Here is an 18106-nt window from a genome sequence, read left to right as displayed (position 1 = left end):
CGGCGCCTCCGCCACAGGGCCGAAAACCGAACAGCCTGTAGCCGGATTCGTCTGTTCCAGCTGTCGACCCGAGAGCTGTTCGATCACATGGGTCACCAGGGGGGTCAGGGTGGCCATGCCATCCCGGACCGAGGCCCGGGAACCTGCCAGGTTCACCACCAGCGTGCTGCCGGAGACCCCGACCAGGCCTCGCGACACCCCGGCCTCGACCGCGCCCGCCGCCAGCCCGGATGCCCGCAGGGCTTCCGCGATGCCCGGGACCGGGCGGTCCAGGACGCCCGCCGTCGCATCCGGCGTGACGTCCCGGGGCGACACACCCGTGCCGCCGACGGTGATCACCACGTCGACCCCGCCGATCACCGCGGTGTTCAGCGCGTTGCGGATGTCGACTGTCTCCCCGGCCACCGCGACGGTACCGTCGACGATGAAACCGGCTTCCTCCAGCAACTCGGTGACCAACGGACCGATGTTGTCTTCCTGCTCGCCCTGGGCTACCCGATCGTCCACCACGACCACGAGGGCCCGCCCCAACCGCTGCGCGCTGCGTTCCATGCCGGTAACCGTAGTGCCAAGGGTCTCCGCGGTCAGATCTATCGAGTTGGTGAGATCCACCATCCTCACCGGCCTGCGCGGAACCACGGTGCCTATTTCGTCGGACATGTTCCTCCAAGTCCTGCGATGTCGCCGAGCTGACTTTCGACCGTTGTGCGAAGCCGAGCCGTCGACCGCGCCGGGCTGCTCGGAGGGGGTAGGGCAGCCCGGCGCGGTCGACGTGGAACACGGCCGGCGAACCGGCCGTGCGTTGCGATCATCCCTTCTGGCCGGTCAGGGTGGCGTCCACGGTGCGATCGCCGCCCGCGCCGGTGACGGAGATCCGCACCCGTTCCCCGGGGCTGTGCGATCGGACCGCGGCCACCAGGGAGTCGGAATCCAGGATCGCCCGGTCGTCGATCTTGGTGATGACGTCGCCGGACTGGATCCCGGCCTGCTGGGCGGGTCCGCCGGCCGTGACGTCGCGGACCTGCGCGCCGGGCTGCTGCGCGTTGCTGATCCTGACTCCCAGGGTGGTCTGGGTGGCCGAGCCGGTGTCCTTCAGCTCGGTGGCGATGCGCCTGGCCTGGTCGATCGGGATCGCGAAGCCGAGCCCGACCGAGCCGGCCTGCTGCTGGCCCGAACCCGGGCTGTAGATCGCGGAGTTGATGCCCACCACATTGCCGTCCATGTCGACCAGCGGGCCGCCGGAGTTGCCGGGGTTGATCGCGGCGTCCGTCTGCAGCGCGTTGAGCACGGTGTCCTCGCTGCCGGATTCCCCACCGGCGCGCACCGGGCGGTCCTTGGCGCTGATGATGCCGCTGGTCACGGTGCCGGAGAGGCCGAACGGCGAACCGATGGCCACCACCGGCGCACCGACCGGCAGGTCGTCGCTGCGGCCGAGCCCGACCGGGGTGAGGCCGGCGATGTCGGCCTTCACCACCGCGAGGTCGGATGACGGGTCGGTGCCGACGACCCGCACCGAAGCCGAGCGGTTGTCGTGGAACAGCGCGGTGAGCTGGCCGCGCTGCCCGCCTCCGTCGACGACGTGGTTGTTGGTGAGGATGTAGCCGTCGCTGCTGAGCACGATCCCGGAACCCTCGCCAGCGCCGCGCGCGGTCACCAGCTGCAGCTGGACGACGCTGGGCAGCACCTTCTCGGCGACCTGCTGCACCGAGCCCTGCGGCGCGGTGCTCGCACTGCGCGCTGGCCGCGGCTGGTCCAGCGCGGTCACGGCGCCCTTGTCACCGCCGAGCTGGTACCCGACGTACCCGCCGACACCGCCACCGACCAGGCCCGCGACCAGCGCGAGCGCCGCCGCACCTGCGATCAGCCCGCCGTGCCGGTTCCGCTGCTGGGGCGGTTGGACCGGCGCGCTGTAGCCCCCCGACGGCCACGGCTGCGAATGCGGGAACTGCTGCGTCGAGTGCGGCGGCTGCGCCGCCCCAGCCTGGTGATGGGAATGTTGTGGCTGGGGCTGGACTTGCTGGTGATGGGCTTGCTGCTGTTGAGCATGCTCGGCTTGGGTTTGCGGCTGCTGGGGTTGCTGGGACTGGGCCTGGTGCTGCTCTTGCGGCTGAGCCGGAGCTTGGGGCTGCTGGGGCTCTTGCCGTTGGGGTCGCAGCGGCACCCCGGCTGGTGGCGTGTCGCCGGTGCCCGCGGCGGGCCCATCCGCCTGCGGCTTCGGTTCTTCCGGCTGATCGCCGGAGTTGCCCGGGGTGTGTTCGGTCATGGCTCCACCTTGCTCCTGATGGCTGAGAAGTGTCTGAGACCAGGCTGAGGGTCTGCCTGATAACCGTTGGGGCGGACTGTGATCTCCGACGTACGGAGCCGGTTGTCAGTCGTGCGGCGGCGCGGAGGCCAGTGAGCGCTTTTGGGCGTTGCAGCCCCCAAAAGTACTCGTGGGCATGGCGATGTCAGCCCCGGCGTGGCGCTTCGGACGGTGGGGGGCGGAAACGCCGGTCACCGCAGCCGGGCGGCGATCTGCTCCGGGGTGACGTCGTTGATCCACACCGCCATGCCGGACTCCGATCCCGCGAGGTACTTCAGCTTGTCCTCCGAGCGCAGCACCGAGAAGACCTCCAGGTGCAGCCAGGAAAGCTCCCGACCGGTGCTCACCGGCGCCTGGTGCCAGGCCGCGATGTAGGGCAGCGGGCGGTCGTAGAGCCCGTCGAGGCGGCGCAGGACGTCCAGGTACGTCACCACGAAGTCGTCGCGTTCGGCGTCGGTGAGCGCCGCGATGTCCGGCGCCTGGCGATGCGGCACGAGGTGCACCTCGACCGGCCACCGCGCGGCCGCGGGCACGAAGGCGGTCCAGTGCTCGGAGTCGACGATCACCCGCTCCCCCGCCGCGCGCTCGGCGGCGAGCACGTCGCCCAGCACGTGCCGACCGTGTTGCGCGAGGTACTTCTCGGCGACCTGCAGCATCTTTTCCGTCCTGGGCGTCACGAACGGATATCCGTAGATCTGGCCGTGCGGGTGGTGCAGGGTGACGCCGATCTCCTCACCGCGGTTCTCGAAGCAGAACACCTGCTCGACGCCGGGCGTCTCGGCCAGTCCTGCGGTCCGGTCGGCCCAAACGTCCACCACGGTCCGCGCCTGCGCGGAGCTGAGCTCGCCGAACGACGAGTTGTGGTCGGAGGTGAAGCACACCACCTCGCAGTGGCCGCTCGCGGGCGCGACCGGCACCATCGGCATCCCCTCCACAGTGGACGCCGCACCGGGAATGCCCTGGGCGAACGACGGGAACTGGTTCTCGAACACGACGACGTCGTAGTCCGGCTCCGGGATTTCGGTGGGCCGCCCGGGGGCGCTCGGGCACAGCGGGCACAGCTCGGCTGGCGGCTTGTAGGTCCGCACCTGCCGGTGCGCGGCGATCGCGACCCACTCGCCGGTCAGCGGTTCCCGCCGCATCTCCGAAGCCGGGGCCTGCGGCGGCAGGTCCCTGGTGTCGTCGGCGTCCCGGGTCCGCGACGGGTCGGCGTCGAAGTAGATGATTTCCCGGCCGTCTGCCAGGCGTCGCGCCGTCCTCTTCACTGCTCCTCCTCCACGCCCTGCTGATCGGCCAGCAGCAGCTCGACGTGCTCGGCCAGCAGCTGGCGTGCCTCGCCCGGCAGGCCCTGGTCGCTGATCAGCAGATCGACCTCGTCGAAGTCGACGATCGTGGAGATCCCGACCGTCGACCACTTGGAGCTGTCAGCGACCACGACCAACCGGCCCGCCGCCTCAGCCAGCGCCCGGTTCGTTTCGCTCTCGTTCAGGTTCGGGGTGGTGAAACCGGCCCGCGGCGCCATCCCGTGCACCCCGAGGAACACCAGGTCCAGGTGCAGGGAGCGCAGCGCCTGCACCGCGACGGGCCCGACCAGCGCATCCGACGGGGTGCGGACGCCGCCGGTGAGCACCACGGTGCGGTCGGTGCGGCCGCGCTGCTGCAGGGCGTCGGCGACCCGCACGGAGTTGGTCACCACCGTCAGGTCGGCGATCTCGTCGAGATGCCGCGCGAGCGTCCAGGTGGTCGTTCCCGCGGACAGGCCGATCGCGGTGCCCGGCCGGACCTGCTCGGCGGCCAGCCGTGCGATCGCCTCCTTCTCGGCGAGCTGCCGCACGGACTTGGCTTCGAAGCCCGGCTCGTCGGTGCTGCGGCCGATCATCGAGGTTGCGCCGCCGTAGACCTTCTCCACCAGGCCGCGGCGCGCCAGCGCGTCGAGGTCGCGGCGGATCGTCATGTCCGACACTCCCAGCCGCTGCACCAGGTCGCCGACCTGCACCGCCCCGGTGCGCCGCACCTCGTCGAGGATCACTTCCTGGCGTTGCCTCGCGAGCACTCCACCCGTCCCCTCAGCCGTCGGGGCCGCGCGCTCGTGAGGTTCTCCCCGGGAACGATCAACGACCCGCGCGGACGCCGAGCAAACAAGAATCAACATTACCCGAACCGGTGACCGGGCGTTTGACACGGCAATCCGGTGCCGCGGACGAAGCAGGCTGTTCATTGCTGTTCGATGTACTGCAGGCTGCCCGGCAGCGCCATACGCAGCAGTGCCCCGCCCTCGGGCGCCTCACCGGCCCAGACCGTCCCGCCGTGGCGCTCCGCGACCTGCTTGACGATCGACAGGCCGAGCCCGGAGCCCGGCAGGGTTCGAGCGTCGGAAGACCGGTAGAAGCGCTCGAACACGTACGGCCGGTCCGCCGCAGCGATACCGGGCCCGCTGTCGGCGACCTCCAGATCGGTGGTCAGGCCGTTGCCGGCCGGATGCAGGTCCACCCGAACCCGGCCGCCGTCCGGGCTCCACTTCGCGGCGTTGTCCAGCAGGTTCAGCACCGCCCGCTCCAGCGCGGTCGCGTCGCCCATCATCACCCACGGCTCCAGGCGGACGTCGAACTCGATGCGCGGTGCCCGGCGCCTCGCGCGGCTCAACGCGCGCTCCACCACGTCGACCAGGTCCACCGGCTCGTGCACGGCCTGTGGGGTGTCCTCCCTGGCCAGCTCGACGAGGTCGCCGACCAGTGCGGACAGTTCCATCACCTGCGCCTGGACGTCGGTGAACATCTCCGCCCGGTCCTGCTCGGACAGCTTCGGCGCGTCCGGTCGGGCCGAAGCCATCAGCAGTTCCAGGTTGGTGCGCAACGAGGTCAGCGGGGTGCGCAGCTCGTGGCCGGCGTCGGCAACCAAGCGCCGCTGCCGTTCCTGCGACTCGGCTAGGGCGCCGAGCATCTTGTTGAAACTCGTGGTCAGGCGGGCCAGCTCGTCGTCGCCGCCGACCGGGATCGGGCGCAGGTCGCCGGTGAGCGCGACGCGCTCGGTGGCCGCGGTCAGCCGCTGCACCGGCCGCAGCCCGGCGCGGGCGACCGCGGTCCCGGCAGCCGCCGCGAGCAAGATCCCGGCACCGCCCATCACCACCAGCACCACGCTCAGCTGCGCGAGCGTCCGTTGCGTGGGTTGCAGCGATGTGGACATCACCAGCGCGGCGTTCTGCCCGGTCGGGACCGCCACCACGCGGCTGTTGGTGCGTTGATCGGTGCGCAGCGACTCGCCGGTCTGGCCCTTGGCGACCGCCAGCTCGTCGAGGCTGATCGGTGGTCGGTCGTTCGGGCCGACCACGACGCCGTCCGCGGACAGCACGCTGATCTTGAAGTTCTGCGCCACGAAGAACGCCACCGGCACCTGCTGCAGGTCCGAGGTGCGCACCAGCGGGCCCTCGGCCGCTTCCACCGCGCGCTCGGTGAGGTTGTCGTCCAACTGCTGGTAGAGGCTGTCGCGCACGGTGATGAAGGCCGCGACCGACACCAGCGCAACCGCGCCAGCGACGCAGATCGCGGCCAGCCAGGTGACCCGGTTGCGCAGCGAGACGCGTTGAAACCGGCCTTTCGGGCGCTCATGCGGGTCGAGGTCGGGCGGAGGTGGTGCGGGGAGTGTCACGGCGGCGTCTCGCGGAGCACGTAGCCGACGCCACGGACCGTGTGGATCAACCGCGGCTCACCCTCGGCCTCGGTTTTGCGGCGCAGGTATCCGATGTAGACCTCCAGGGCGTTGCCCGAGGTCGGGAAGTCGTAGCCCCACACGTCCTCCAGCAGGCGGCTGCGGGTCAGCACCTGCTTGGGGTGCGCCATCAGCAGCTCCAGCAGGGCGAACTCGGTGCGGGTCAGGCTGATCGGGCGCTCGCCACGGCGGACCTCGCGGGTGCCCGGGTCCAGCTCCAGGTCGGCGAAGCGCAGCGCGGCCGGCTGCGCGTCCTGCCCGGCTTCCGGCGGGCTGGCGCGGCGCAGCAGCGCGCGCAGCCGGGCGAGGAGCTCTTCGAGCGCGAACGGCTTTGGCAGGTAGTCGTCGGCGCCCGCGTCGAGCCCGGCGACCCGGTCGGACACGGCGTCGCGCGCGGTGAGCACCAGGATCGGCAGGTCGTCCCCGGTACTGCGGAGGCGCCGTGCGACCTCCAAGCCATCCAGGCGGGGCATCATGACGTCGAGCACCATGGCGTCCGGACGGTTGCCAGCCAGGAAGTCCAGTGCCTGTTGACCGTCCGCAGCGAGCTCGACCTGGTACCCGTTGAACTGCAACGACCTTCGCAGCGATTCCCGCACGGCACGATCGTCGTCGACGACGAGGATGCGCATGGGAACAGTCTTACCCCTAGCCCTGAGAAGCAGCTGAGAACCCGCCGTGCGTCGCGGCACCCCGTGACATCCGTCTCCACTTCGGCGTGATTCCGGCGCGCGCCGTCACCCGGGGTGATCGCGCGCGCCGGATCGTTCACCGCTGCTGGAAGTGCCGGATGAGCGCGCGTGGCACCAGCTTGCGCTGCCCGTCGACGACGATCGGCACCAGATCGGGTGCCGCCGCCTTCCACTGCGATCGACGGTGGCGGGTGTTGCTGCGCGACATCTTCCGCTTCGGAACGGCCATGGCGGTCCTCTCGTGGTTGCGTTCGGTTTGGTGGGTGAAGCGAATGGGCCGTTCGCCTCCTCGGTCGAAGCGAACGGCCCATTCGCTCCCGACCCCGCGGGCAGGTCCGGTCGCGGCTGCCGGGCTCAGCGGATCCGGTCGCCGTAGCGGCGGCGGAACTTCTCGACCCGGCCCTGGGTGTCCAGCACCCGCTGGTTGCCGGTCCAGAACGGGTGCGAGTAGGCGGTCACGTCGATCACGATCAGCGGGTAGGTGTTGCCGTCCTCCCACTCCGTCCGCGTGCCGGACGTGGCGGTGGAGCGGGTCAGGAACCGGTCCCCGGTCGTGCGGTCCTGGAACACGACGGGCCGGTATTCGGGATGGATTCCTGGCTTCATGGCGTTTCTCCTCGTAGGTCTCAGCGCGGAACTGCTGGCGGCACCGCGTGGATTGCGGCTCCCGGCGATGCGCTACCGGGTGCCGGTCTCGCCGGTGGCGTCCGCGGTGGTCCCCGCCGGGTCGTCGCCGCACGGGTCGGTGTGCCAATCGCCGAACGGGTCCTCGTAGCTCGCCCACGCGCCCTCGCCTGCGGCGAGCTCGTCGTCGGTGAGCAGGGCGTGGCGCAGGGAGTGGACGATGTCCTGCGGGTTGGCCTCGTGGACGATCACGACCAGCTCCTGCATCCGGTCGCCGTAGTAGTCATCCCAGGTCAGCGAGGCCTTCACCTGCCGTTGTGGTGAAACGTCGGCCCACTGGTCCGGCTCCAGCGCGGCCAGCCACGCCCCGGCGTGCGCGACGCCGAGTCCACCGCCCGCGGATTCCAGCCACAGCGCGACGTCCGGCTGGCTGGCGACCCAGACGCGGCCGCGGGTGCGCACCACGCCGTCCAGCAGCACGTCGATCGCCTGGTGCAGCCGCTCCGGGTGGAACGGCCGGCGCTCCTCGAAGAGCACCACCGACACCCCGGCCTCGGTTTCCAGCGACGGCTGCCCGCGCAGCAACTGCCCCTGCGGCCCGTCGACTTCGCCGCGGCGCGCGTCGGCGGGCACCTTGGCCAGCAGCGCGGAAACGCCCAGGTCGTCGAGGTGCATGCCGGGCGCGTTGGGTGTGAGCCGAGCGATCACGGCCTCGGTGCGCACGTGGTTCCACCGGTCGCCGGCACGCCCGGCGAACACGATCGCGTCGGCGAATTCGACCTGCCCCACCGCGACCTGGGCGACGGTGCGCTCGTCATCCGCGCTGCCGCCGAGCCCTCGCTCGACGAGTTCCTCCTCGCCGGTCGCATCGGCCAACCAGGTCGCCAGGTCGACGGTGGTGACCACGGCCTGGACGTCGACGTCGTCGACGAGGGGGCGGTCGTCCACCAGGACGTGCTGCAGCGCCCAGCAGATGGTTTCCGGCTCCAGCGCCGGGTCGAGCTGCACGACGATCCGCGTCACTTCGGGCGCGGCGGCCAGCCTCCGCAGCAGCGGCAGCATGTCGAGGCGCAGCGTGCAGGACACGCAACCGTGCGCGAGCTCCAGGACCTCGGTGCTCTCGCTGTCGCCGTGACGGACCAGGCGCCGAATGACTCCCTGGGCGACTTGGCGCAGGTCGTGGTGCACGAGCGCGGTGCCCGCCGGATCTTCTCGCCGGGCCGTTTCGGCGGCCGCCGCGACCTGCCCCGCGCGGATCCCGGCCACCATGATCAGCGGAATCCGCCGGTTCGCGGACGACTCGGTTCCCATCCCCACCTCAATTGACAACGGTTTTCATCTGACGCGGACACACGCTACTCTCGACATCGACAAAATGAAAATGGATGTCATTATCGAGAGGTAGGTCATGTCCATCCGCTGTCAGGTGACCGGGAAGAAACCCGGCTACGGCAACCAGGTCTCCCACTCCAACCACCGCACCCGCCGCCGCTGGCTGCCCAACGTGCAACGGCGGCGCTACTGGCTGCCGTCCGAGAACCGCTGGATCCGGCTACGCGTGTCGACGAAGGGCATGAAGACGATCGAGAAGCGGGGCATCGAGTCCGTAGTGGCCGAGATGCGAACGCGAGGGGAGCGCCTCTGATGGCCAAGAGCACCGACGTCCGCCCGGTAATCAAGCTGCGCTCCACGGCCGGCACCGGCTTCACCTACGTGACCACCAAGAACCGCCGGAACGACCCGGACCGCCTGGTCCTCCGCAAGTACGACCCAGTCGCCCGCAAGCACGTCGAATTCCGCGAAGAACGCTAGCCGGTGATTCCCGGCTCGTCTTGACCAGTGAGCATTCGCGAGCCCGGACAGTTGAAAGGAACGGCCGAGTGGCCAAGAAGTCAAAGATCGCGCGCAACGAGCAGCGCCGCGAAATCGTCGCCCGCTACGCCGAGCGGCGAGCGGAGCTGAAGAAGATCATCGTCGCCCCCGGGAGCAGCCCGGAGGAACGCGACGCCGCACAGCGCGAACTGCAGCGCCAGCCGCGCAACGCGAGCCGGGTGCGGCTGCGCAACCGCGACGCCGTCGACGGGAGGCCGCGCGGCTACTTCCGCAAGTTCGGCGTCTCCCGGGTGCGGCTGCGCGAGCTCGCGCACTCCGGCGAACTGCCCGGCGTTACGAAGTCAAGTTGGTGATCCGTGCGCAACAACGACCGGCGCAGCGTCCGCCGCAAGCCCAACCTTCTCCAGCGCGAAGGCGTCGTCCAGGTGGATTGGAAGGACACCTCGCTGCTGCGCAAGTTCATCTCCGACCGGGGCAAGATCCGCTCCCCCCGCGTCACCGGCCTGACCGCGCAGGAGCAGCGCGAGGTGGCGAAGGCGATCAAGAACGCCCGCGAGATGGCGCTCCTCCCCTACCCGTCGAACGGCCGGAAATGAGGCGTTCGACCAGGTGAACGGGCGTGAGTGCGTTGGGGTGCTGTAGAGGCTGCCTGGGAACTCGTTCTGCGTGGACGTTTCCGCTGACTGCCTCGGCGGGAGCGACCTGATTCCGGCCTCACCAATCGGGTTGAGGCGAACGGACTGTTCACCTCGGTAGGCGAGACAAACGGATGCTCCGTTCGCTTCAACCAGAACCTTCCAGTACTGCCTCTACAACCCCCAAAGCACTCACGGGCCATTACCAGGCAACCCTTCCCTGCCCGTCCGATAGCAGGTGTTGCGGTTGCCCGGCGCGGATGCCCCTTGCCCCGTTGCTCCATCGGGCGGCAGGATGAGCAGCGATGATCGCCGGACGAGCCCCTAAGTTGACCGACACCGCCCCCGCCGCCGAACTCTACGACGTGATCAACCGCCGCCGCGACGTGCGCCGCGAGTTCACCGGCGGCGAACTCCCCGACCCCGTGCTGCGCCGCGTGCTGACCGCCGCGCACAGCGCGCCCAGCGTCGGCCTGTCCCAACCGTGGGACTTCGTCCTCGTCCGCGACGACGCCACCCGCCGCTCCTTCCGCGAGCACGTGCTGGCCGAACGCAGCGTGTTCGCCGCCCAGCTCGACGGGGAACGCGCCGAGACCTTCGCCAAGATCAAGGTCGAGGGCATCGTGGAGTCCTCGCTGGGCATCGCCGTCACCTACGACCCGAACCGCGGTGCACCCCAGGTGCTCGGCCGTCACGCGATCGCCGACGCCGGCCTGTACTCGGTGTGCCTGGCCATCCAGAACCTGTGGCTGGCCGCCACCGCCGAAGGCCTGGGCGTCGGTTGGGTCAGCTTCTACCGCGAGGAATTCCTCCGCCGCCTGCTGGGCATTCCGCAGGGGGTGCGTCCGGTGGCATGGTTGTGCGTGGGACCGGTGCGGGCCCTGGCCGAGGCACCTGACCTGGAACGCCACGGCTGGCGGCAGCGGTTGCCGCTGGAGCAGGTCGTCCACTACGACAAGTATGGCCACGGTCGCAACCGGTAGCCTGTAGACCACGAAAACCGCTCCGGCACGCGGTTCCGCTACTAGGTGCGCTCCTGCGAGGACGTGGTGCAGCAGGATGATTTGCTGATGGTCGGCCACCTGCCGCCCCAAGACCGCCACGTGCGGTTGTTGCTGGACTCCGGCCGTTTCGCCGAGGCCAACGCGGCGTTCGACGAGCTGCTCGCGGCCGGGGCGAACCACGTCGACGAGCGGTGGAACCGGCCCACCGTCCTGGTGCACCGGGCCTCGGTTGCGTGGCGCTTGGAGCGCATCCCGCTCGCCCTGGAGCTAATCGCCGAGGGCTGGACCGACCTGGACGTGGACCGCCCCGAGGGCGCGGCGGCCGCCCACACCATCAGCATGCTCGGCTACCTGCTGGAGACGATCGGCCACCGCGGCCCGGTGCTGGAACTGATGGCTCTCTCGGTGCGGATCGCCCGCGACTCCGGCGAACAGCCGGCGCTGGCGCATTGCCTGAACCGGGAGGGCAATGCGCGGGTGTTCCGCGCCGTCCGCGCCGTCACCCGCCCGGACGAATCAGGGGCGGAGCAGTTCGCGTTGGCCCGCGACCTCTTCGACGAGTCGCAGGCGCTGTCCAAGCCGGGTCAGGTGAAACGCTCGGCGCTGGCCGGGTTCGCGCGGGCGCTGGCCGGTGTCGGCGACACAGCAGACGCGGAACAGGCCGCCCTGGAGGCGCTTACGCTGGGGCGGGCCGCAGACGACTGGTTCACGGCTTCGGTGGCGAACTGGGTGCTGGCGGTGGTGCGCCGCGACCAGGGCCGCCTGGAGGAGGCCCGGACGTTCGCCAGCCGCGCCCTGGGCGGCGCCGAAACGATCCGCGACACCATGCTGATGATGCAGTTCTCCCTCGACCTGGCGGCGATCTGCGAAGAGCTGTCCGACCCGGTCGGCGAATCCGCCGCGCTGCGGCGAACGGTCGCAGCGGGCAGCACCGCGGTGGACGTGCTGCAGGAGGGATTGGGACAGGCCTTGGAGCAGCGCCGCGTGGCGGTGCAGGCGCAGCGCATGGCGGTGGCCGCGCAGGAAGCCGCGCTACGCGACCCGCTGACCGGTCTGGCCAACCGACTCGGTCTGGAGCGACGCGCGCCCACGCTGCTCGAGAGCACCGCCGCGGCCGGGCGGGTGCCGTGGCTGTTGCTGCTGGACGTGGACTGGTTCAAGGACGTCAACGACCTCGCGGGCCACACCGCGGGCGACGTCGTGCTCCAGGAAGTCGCGCAGTTGCTGCGCCGCGAATGCCGCGCCGACGACCTGCTCTGCCGGTGGGCCGGAGACGAGTTCGTGGTGCTTCTCGTCGACGCCTCCGAGGAGTCCCGCGACGCCGGGCCGATCGTCGCCGAACGGGTCCGCGCCGCGGTGCACCGGCACGACTGGCAACTGGTGCTCGGGCGGACGACGAGGCCGCCGACACTGAGCATCGGGGTCGCGGCGGGCCCGGCGAACCTGGAGCACCTGTTCACCGCCGCCGACATCGCGCTGTACCGGGCAAAGCGGGGCGGGCGCAACCGCTGGGAGGTCGACGATAACCGGTCGACCGCGCGCCGGTCGACCGCGCGTTGAGGCGGATCCGGCTCGGTTAGGATCGGTCGCCATGCCCACCACGCTGCGCCCCGATGGCGGCGGATTTTCCCTGCGCAGCAAGGTAGAATCCAGCATCGACCCCGGAAGCCCGGAAGCCCGGAAGCCCGGAAGCCCGGAAGCCCGGAAGCCCGGAAGCCCGGAAGCCCGGAAGCCCGGAAGCCCGGAAGCCCGCAAGCCCGCAAGCCCGCAAGCCCGCAAGCCCGCAAGCCCGCAAGCCCGCTGGTGGCGGCCATGTCCGCTGGGCCCGCCCGGGCGGGGCGCTGGGACTCCGCGCCGGTGCAGCGCCGGATCCTCGGCGTCGTGAGAACTCTGGCCGCACTGGACCGCCTGTTGGACGTGCTCCCGGTGCTCGCGGACGACATGCGGGTAGAGACCCGCTTCGCGGTGGCGGCGGGATCGGAGTTCGCCGCGAACCTTGCCGACGAGCTGCACCGCTCGCATGCGCAGGTCGTGGACTGGGAGCACGCCATCGGCAAGGACTTCGACTTCGCGATCTCGCCGAGCGGCAACGGCCCCCTGCACGAGCTGGAGGTCCCGGTGCTGACGCTGCCGCACGGCGCCGGGCACCACAAGCTGCGCGCCACGGAAACCGGTGTGGCAGAGGAAGTTTCGGGCCTGTCCACCGCCCAGCTGATGCACGAGGGCCGGGTAGTCCCGGCGGTCGTCGGCCTCTCGCACCCGAACCAACTGGCCGAGCTGCGGCGCAGCTGCCCGGAAGCGGTCCCGCGCGCCGAGGTGATCGGCGACCCCTGCTTCGCGCGCCTGCAGGTCAGCCTGCCGATGCGCGAGCAGTACCGCGCAGCCCTCGGGACCGGTCCGCGAAAACTGGTGGTCCTGGCCTCGACCTGGGGTCCGCATTCGCTGTTCCGCCACCAAGGCGGGCTGGCGCAACAGCTGGTCGCCGCGCTACCCGCCGACTACCAGGTTGCGCTGGTGCTGCACCCGAACGTCTGGAGCAGGCATGGCGGCCTGCAGCTCGAAACCTGGCTGCGGACGGCCCTCCGCAGCGGGCTCGTCCTGGTTCCAAGGCTGCGCAAGTGGCAGGCCGCGCTGGTCGCCGCGGACGTGGTCGTCTCCGATCACGGGTCGCTGACGTTCTACGCTGCCGCGCTGGGAAAACCGCTGCTCCTGGCGGCTTTCGGCACCGACGAGGTGGTCCCCGGCTCCCCGATGGCGCTGCTGGGAGAACGGGCGGAACGCCTGGACCCGGCCGGGGACGTGCGGGCACAGATCGATGCGGCGAGGCCGATCCCGGGTCATCGGCAGCTCGCCGACCTGGCCTTCTACGACGGCCCCTACCGGCGTCTTCGCGAGCTGATCTACCGGCGACTGGAACTCCCGGAGCCGCCGTGGCCCGCCCGTCCGGAGCCGGTGGAGCTGTTCCACCCGTGAGTGGTCGTTCCGGTAACGATCACGCAAGATCGAGCTTGCGTTGCACCCGCTCCCTCTTCGGGCTCTGCGCCTGCTCGTAGATCGCCAGCGCTTCCTCCAGGCAGTCCCGCGCGCCCGGCTGCCCGGTCGCGGTCAGCGAGTCGGCGAGCAGTTCCAACGGCTCGGCGAGGTCGAAGGAGGCCTGCCGCTCCCGGGTCGCGGAAATGGCGTCCCGGATCAGCTTGATGGCCTGCTCGTGCTGTCCGAGCGCCTGGTGCGCCCGAGCCGCGGCGACCCTGATCTGTCCGGGAGTCCGCTTGTCCTCGGTGAATTCCGCGATCCGCTCCAGGGCGGCCCGCAGCACCTCCAGGGCCTCGTCGTGGCGGCCAAGCCCGGAAAACGACTTGCCCATCAGGTATTCCTGCAACGCCATGCCGCGACGGCGCCCCAACTCCTCGTTGAGCCGCCGCGATCGCTCGAAATTTTCGACTGCTCCGTCGAATTCGCCGCGCGAGTGCATCACCTTGCCCTGGAATTCCAGCGCGGAAGCCAGGATCCGCCGATGCCCGGCCCGCTCCGCCGCTGCGACGGCCCGCGCGCATTCCTCCTGCGCTTCGGCGAGCTCGTCGCACTCCATCAGCAGCTGCCCGCGCAGGCTCCGCATCCGGGACTCCGCGATGGGATCCTCGATCTCCTGTGCGCACTTGATGGCCAGTTCCAAAGCCCGCAACGTGTCGGAATAGTGCTTGTGCTGGTTGTGCAGCGCCCACAATGGACCGTCGCAGAGCGCGATCACGTCGACGCACAAACCACTTTCTTCTGCCAACCGAATTATGCCGAGCAGGTTGATCCGCTCCCGCTCCAGCCACTCCAGCGCTTCTTCCCGAGTAGCGAAGGGATTCTCCCCGGCGATGTCGTCGTCCACGACGCGGAGGCGGCTCGGCTCCATCACGATCCGGTCGGCGAAGGCGCCCTGCAACCGATACCAACCGACGAGGCGCCGCAGCGCGTCGTCGCGCTTCGCGGCGCCGAGCGCCCGGACGGCTTCGGAGGAGGCGTGCTCGTCCACGAGGTCGTGGAGCAGGTACTGCTCTTGATCGTTCTCTTCCACCAGACAAGTCCTGTGCAGCTCGGCGAGACGGGATTCGGCGTCGATCTCAGCGAGATCGGCTAATGCCGCCACCGCCCCGGCCGAGAACACGGGGCCGGGGAACACACCCAGCCACGCGTACAGTTCCTTTTGGGCTTCCTGGAGTTCCCCGACCGCGAGGTCCAGGGCCGAGAAGACCTTGTGGAGGTGCTTCCGCCGCTGGCCGGAGAGCTCCCGAACCGCCCGCGCGATGCTCCAAGACGCTCGCCGCTGCAACAGACCAACGACGACGCGCAGCGCGATCGGCAGCCCGCCGCACTGGTCCACGAGCTCCACAGCGGCGGCTGGCTCGGCATCGACCCGCGCCCGCAGCCCGTTCCGCCGCAGGTAGTCGAGGGCGTGCGGCGGCGCGAGCGCACTCAGCCGAATCGGGCGAATTCCCTCCGGAACCAGGTCGACGGCATCTTCTCGGGCCGTGCACAGCACGAGGCTCTCCGCAGAGGCGGGCAACAACTTCTCAATCTCACCGAGGTCGGCCACGTCGTCGAAGAAGAACAGCATTTTCCGGCCCTTGGTCCTGCTGCGCAGCAGGGCGATCTTGTCGTCCGTCACCAGCGGGACCCGGTCACCGTCAACGCCGAGCGAACGCAAGCAGTGCTCGGCGGCCTCGTCGAGACTCCGCCGGCCGAGGTCGAAATCGAACACCACCTGGCCGTCCTCGAACGCCTCGATCACCCGGTGCGACCAGTAGGCGCCCAGCGCGCTCTTCCCGACCCCGTTGATCCCGCTGATCACCACGCACCCGGCCCGAGCCCCGCGCCGCTCGGCCAACAGCTCGTCCAGCGCTTCGCACTCCGGCTCCCGATCGACGAAGTTGACCGGCTCCGCCACCAGCTGCCCCGGCGGCTCCTGCTCCTCGCGGAAGTGCACGTCGCCGTGAACGGCCTCGACCTGCACGAGATTGCGCACCGAACCGCTGTTCTCGTTGCCCATACCCACCCCAGAGGAGCCGAACGGTGACGATCACCGACGATACGCGACGGAAGCCTGCGACCGGGTGAGACACTAGGGACGCCAACCGGGTTTCGGCGGCAAACGGCGGTGCAGGTACGCTCCAAGACGGGTCGAAGACCAAGCCCTCGTAGCTCAGGGGATAGAGCACCGCTCTCCTAAAGCGGGTGTCGCAGGTTCGAATCCTGCCGGGGGCGCCAGCCAGATCAGCCCGCTGACCTGCGGCGGGACGCCAGATCGATGACCTTGGCTCCCGCCGGGGAGTCGTCTCCGGGCAGCAAATGGGCAGCAAACGTCTGTTCGACTTGCTCGCGAGCGGCTTGATCGGACGGTGTCGGCGCGGAGCTCCGCGGCTCGCTGAGAGCGGCACGGACCGCGTCCCAACGGGTATCGCGCCGCTGAACAGGACGAAGAAGCGGTGGCATCCTGGAGAAAGTCGACCTGGCCGCAGGTAAAAGGATCGCGCGCAGGCTGGGCGCGTGGATCTGTTTCGCCGACGAGGCGGGGCACACGCTGAGACCAGCCAGGGCCCGTACCTGGGCCCCGCGAGGATCAACACCGGTAGTCAAGGTCACCGGTAAGGGATCGGGACGGATCTCGATCGCCGGGATGACCTGTTACCAGCCGGGGCAGCGATCCCGGCTGATCTACCGCATGATGATTCACCGCGGCCGTAAGGGTGAAAAGAAAGGCTTCCGGGAACGCGACTTCGCCGACCTCCTCGACACTGCCCATCAACAGCTCGGCGGGCCGATCGTGCTGGTCTGGGACAACCTCGGCGGCCACACCTCGGCGCTGATGCGCCGACTACTGGCCGGCCACCGGTGGCTACACGTCTACCAATTACCCTCCTACGCCCCGGAACTCAACCCCGTCGAGTCCGTGTGGTCACACCTCAAACGCAGCCTCGCCAACTTCGCTGCCGGCACCATCACCAACCTGGCCACACTGGCACGCACCCGACTCAAACGCATGCAGTACAAGCCCGGCCTCATCGACGGATTCCTCGCCAGCACCGGCCTAGCCCCACCATGAATTCGCGCCGATGAGATCGACGCCGTGGCCCGCTACCTCGCCGCGAACCCGCTGCCGCCCGGTCCCCGTGGCCCGCTAGGCGATCCGGGACCGACGTGCCCAGACGGCTACGAACTGCGCCCGGTGCTGTTGCTCGCTCCTAACGGCGTGAGCACGTACGAGGGCTCCCGCCCACCGCCAACGACAAGGGGCGGCACCGCGCCGCCTGAACCAACGCGCCCCGGGTGCGGGGAAGCTTTTCGTTGGGTGCCCGGCCCGCTGGGGGTTCAGGCCGGACAACCACAGTGCCACGGAGGGGGAGGTTGTGGCGGCAGCGACCATAGCCCACCGGCCGGGGTGCGGCGGGGCGGCCTTGCTTGCGGTAGAAGCAGACGGCGTAGACCCACTTGAGCCACAGGCTGAGGGAGGTTCTCGCCGACGGTAGGCGACAGGGTGTTGTTGGACTGCTCTTGGGGACAAATCTGATTTCCGGTAGCGGACCGAGACTGGTAGCAATGGCGGTATGAAACCCGCCGAGATCATCGAGGCCGCCGCTGGTTGTTTGAACCCCACCGAGCAGGACGACCGGGCGTCCGGAGGCGTGGCCGCTTCGATCGTCACGCGTAATGGCGATGTGTTCCTCGGGGTCTGCATCGACACCGCGTGCAGCATGGGGTTCTGCGCCGAGCACGCAGCGGTCGCGGCGATGGTCACTGCGAGGCAGTTCCAGATCGCCCAGGTAGTCGCGGTGACTCGCGATGAGCGAACGAACACCCTGATGGTCCTGCCGCCCTGCGGTCGTTGCCGCGAGTTCATGTATCAAATCGACCGCCGCAACCTCGATGCCGAAGTTGTCCTAGGGACGGACTGCGTCACGACCTTGGGCGAGCTGCTTCCGGCTAGGGAGGCCCAGGCAGTCGAAAGTCCCAGCGGCTGACCTGCCATGAGCAGGTATTGTCCAGTACTCCGCAGTAGGTTGTTCTGCCGCCGAAGCACGAGCGCCCCACGCTGTAACCCTGATCGGGTTCGGCGGACTATCCGACAACGCGCCGTCTGAACCAACGCGCCCCGCACCGGCGGGGTCAAACGGTCGTAGCGACGCCGAGATAGGATCTTGGTAGCGTCGATCGATGGGAATTGTGAATGAGCCGGCACGAGCCACTGCGGTTAGAGGAGCGAGAGATCATCTCGCGAGAATTAAGCAGGGAGCGCTCGGCTCGATTCATCGCGAAGACGCTGGGTCG

Annotated in this window: 18 protein-coding genes, 1 tRNA gene and 1 pseudogene; 10 read left to right on the top strand and 10 right to left on the bottom strand. The window is 69.7% G+C overall.

Annotated elements, in window-relative coordinates; genetic code table 11:
* Positions 1–66: 66 nt before the first annotated feature.
* From ACWDKQ_RS30835 to mrf, 9 genes and pseudogenes are all read right to left on the bottom strand, one after another.
* Positions 67–552 (bottom strand): annotated as a pseudogene (locus ACWDKQ_RS30835) (MogA/MoaB family molybdenum cofactor biosynthesis protein); the annotation flags it as partial.
* Positions 553–808: 256 nt separating this feature from the next.
* On the bottom strand, positions 809–2263 hold the full coding sequence (locus ACWDKQ_RS30830) for a S1C family serine protease (RefSeq protein WP_450142284.1): 1455 nt from the start codon (positions 2261–2263) through the stop codon (positions 809–811).
* Positions 2264–2493: 230 nt separating this feature from the next.
* Positions 2494–3567, bottom strand: a complete 1074-nt coding sequence (gene galT, locus ACWDKQ_RS30825) for a galactose-1-phosphate uridylyltransferase (RefSeq protein ID WP_450142283.1) — start codon at positions 3565–3567, stop codon at positions 2494–2496.
* Positions 3564–4355 (bottom strand): DeoR/GlpR family DNA-binding transcription regulator, encoded by a 792-nt coding sequence (locus tag ACWDKQ_RS30820; protein WP_450142282.1) that lies wholly within the window; start codon positions 4353–4355, stop codon positions 3564–3566. The genes galT and ACWDKQ_RS30820 overlap by 4 nt, the downstream gene beginning before the upstream one ends.
* Before the next feature lie 161 nt (positions 4356–4516).
* A complete protein-coding gene (locus ACWDKQ_RS30815) occupies positions 4517–5947 on the bottom strand; it encodes an ATP-binding protein (RefSeq protein ID WP_450142281.1) in 1431 nt (476 codons plus the stop codon).
* A complete protein-coding gene (locus ACWDKQ_RS30810; RefSeq protein WP_450142280.1) occupies positions 5944–6639 on the bottom strand; it encodes a response regulator transcription factor in 696 nt (231 codons plus the stop codon). The genes ACWDKQ_RS30815 and ACWDKQ_RS30810 overlap by 4 nt, the downstream gene beginning before the upstream one ends.
* A gap of 136 nt (positions 6640–6775) precedes the next feature.
* The gene (gene rpmF / locus ACWDKQ_RS30805; RefSeq protein WP_450142279.1) at positions 6776–6928 is read right to left on the bottom strand and encodes a 50S ribosomal protein L32; all 153 of its coding nucleotides are present in this window, start codon (positions 6926–6928) and stop codon (positions 6776–6778) included.
* A 125-nt stretch (positions 6929–7053) separates the two neighbouring features.
* The gene (locus tag ACWDKQ_RS30800) at positions 7054–7305 is read right to left on the bottom strand and encodes a type B 50S ribosomal protein L31 (protein WP_450142278.1); all 252 of its coding nucleotides are present in this window, start codon (positions 7303–7305) and stop codon (positions 7054–7056) included.
* 72 nt (positions 7306–7377) lie between these two features.
* Positions 7378–8634, bottom strand: coding sequence for a ribosome hibernation factor-recruiting GTPase MRF (gene mrf / locus ACWDKQ_RS30795; protein WP_450142277.1), 1257 nt, complete (start codon positions 8632–8634; stop codon positions 7378–7380).
* 97 nt (positions 8635–8731) lie between these two features.
* On the opposite strand from mrf, the gene rpmB reads away from it, so the two are divergent.
* From rpmB to ACWDKQ_RS30760, 7 genes are all read left to right on the top strand, one after another.
* Positions 8732–8968, top strand: a complete 237-nt coding sequence (gene rpmB, locus ACWDKQ_RS30790) for a 50S ribosomal protein L28 (protein WP_450142276.1) — start codon at positions 8732–8734, stop codon at positions 8966–8968.
* Positions 8968–9135: a 50S ribosomal protein L33 gene (gene rpmG, locus ACWDKQ_RS30785; protein ID WP_010316403.1), complete on the top strand. Its 168-nt coding sequence runs from the start codon at positions 8968–8970 to the stop codon at positions 9133–9135. Before rpmB ends, rpmG begins: the two co-directional genes overlap by 1 nt.
* A gap of 68 nt (positions 9136–9203) precedes the next feature.
* On the top strand, positions 9204–9509 hold the full coding sequence (gene rpsN / locus ACWDKQ_RS30780; RefSeq protein ID WP_190818811.1) for a 30S ribosomal protein S14: 306 nt from the start codon (positions 9204–9206) through the stop codon (positions 9507–9509).
* 3 nt (positions 9510–9512) lie between these two features.
* Positions 9513–9752, top strand: coding sequence for a 30S ribosomal protein S18 (gene rpsR, locus ACWDKQ_RS30775; RefSeq protein WP_450142275.1), 240 nt, complete (start codon positions 9513–9515; stop codon positions 9750–9752).
* 344 nt (positions 9753–10096) lie between these two features.
* Entirely contained in the window at positions 10097–10774 is a 678-nt protein-coding gene (gene bluB, locus ACWDKQ_RS30770) for a 5,6-dimethylbenzimidazole synthase (RefSeq protein WP_450142274.1), read from the top strand.
* A gap of 87 nt (positions 10775–10861) precedes the next feature.
* Positions 10862–12355, top strand: a complete 1494-nt coding sequence (locus tag ACWDKQ_RS30765; protein ID WP_450142286.1) for a diguanylate cyclase — start codon at positions 10862–10864, stop codon at positions 12353–12355.
* 252 nt (positions 12356–12607) lie between these two features.
* Complete coding sequence (locus ACWDKQ_RS30760) at positions 12608–13768, top strand: hypothetical protein (protein ID WP_450142273.1); 1161 nt, start codon at positions 12608–12610, stop codon at positions 13766–13768.
* Positions 13769–13787: 19 nt separating this feature from the next.
* Here ACWDKQ_RS30760 and ACWDKQ_RS30755 read toward each other — a convergent pair whose 3' ends face one another.
* Positions 13788–15830 (bottom strand): tetratricopeptide repeat protein, encoded by a 2043-nt coding sequence (locus tag ACWDKQ_RS30755; protein ID WP_450142272.1) that lies wholly within the window; start codon positions 15828–15830, stop codon positions 13788–13790.
* 142 nt (positions 15831–15972) lie between these two features.
* Here ACWDKQ_RS30755 and ACWDKQ_RS30750 point away from each other — a divergent pair.
* The 3 genes from ACWDKQ_RS30750 (at position 15973) to ACWDKQ_RS30740 (ending at position 17799) form a co-directional block, all read left to right on the top strand.
* A tRNA-Arg gene (locus tag ACWDKQ_RS30750) sits at positions 15973–16048 on the top strand.
* Between the two features lie 223 nt (positions 16049–16271).
* Complete coding sequence (locus ACWDKQ_RS30745) at positions 16272–16883, top strand: IS630 family transposase (RefSeq protein WP_450142285.1); 612 nt, start codon at positions 16272–16274, stop codon at positions 16881–16883.
* A gap of 502 nt (positions 16884–17385) precedes the next feature.
* Positions 17386–17799: a cytidine deaminase family protein gene (locus ACWDKQ_RS30740; protein ID WP_450142271.1), complete on the top strand. Its 414-nt coding sequence runs from the start codon at positions 17386–17388 to the stop codon at positions 17797–17799.
* The last annotated feature ends 307 nt before the right edge of the window (positions 17800–18106 follow it).

The organism is Saccharopolyspora sp. NPDC000995 (assembly GCF_053599315.1).
Note: the sequence above shows the minus strand (reverse complement) of the source record. Positions and strands in the feature narration are given on the sequence as shown.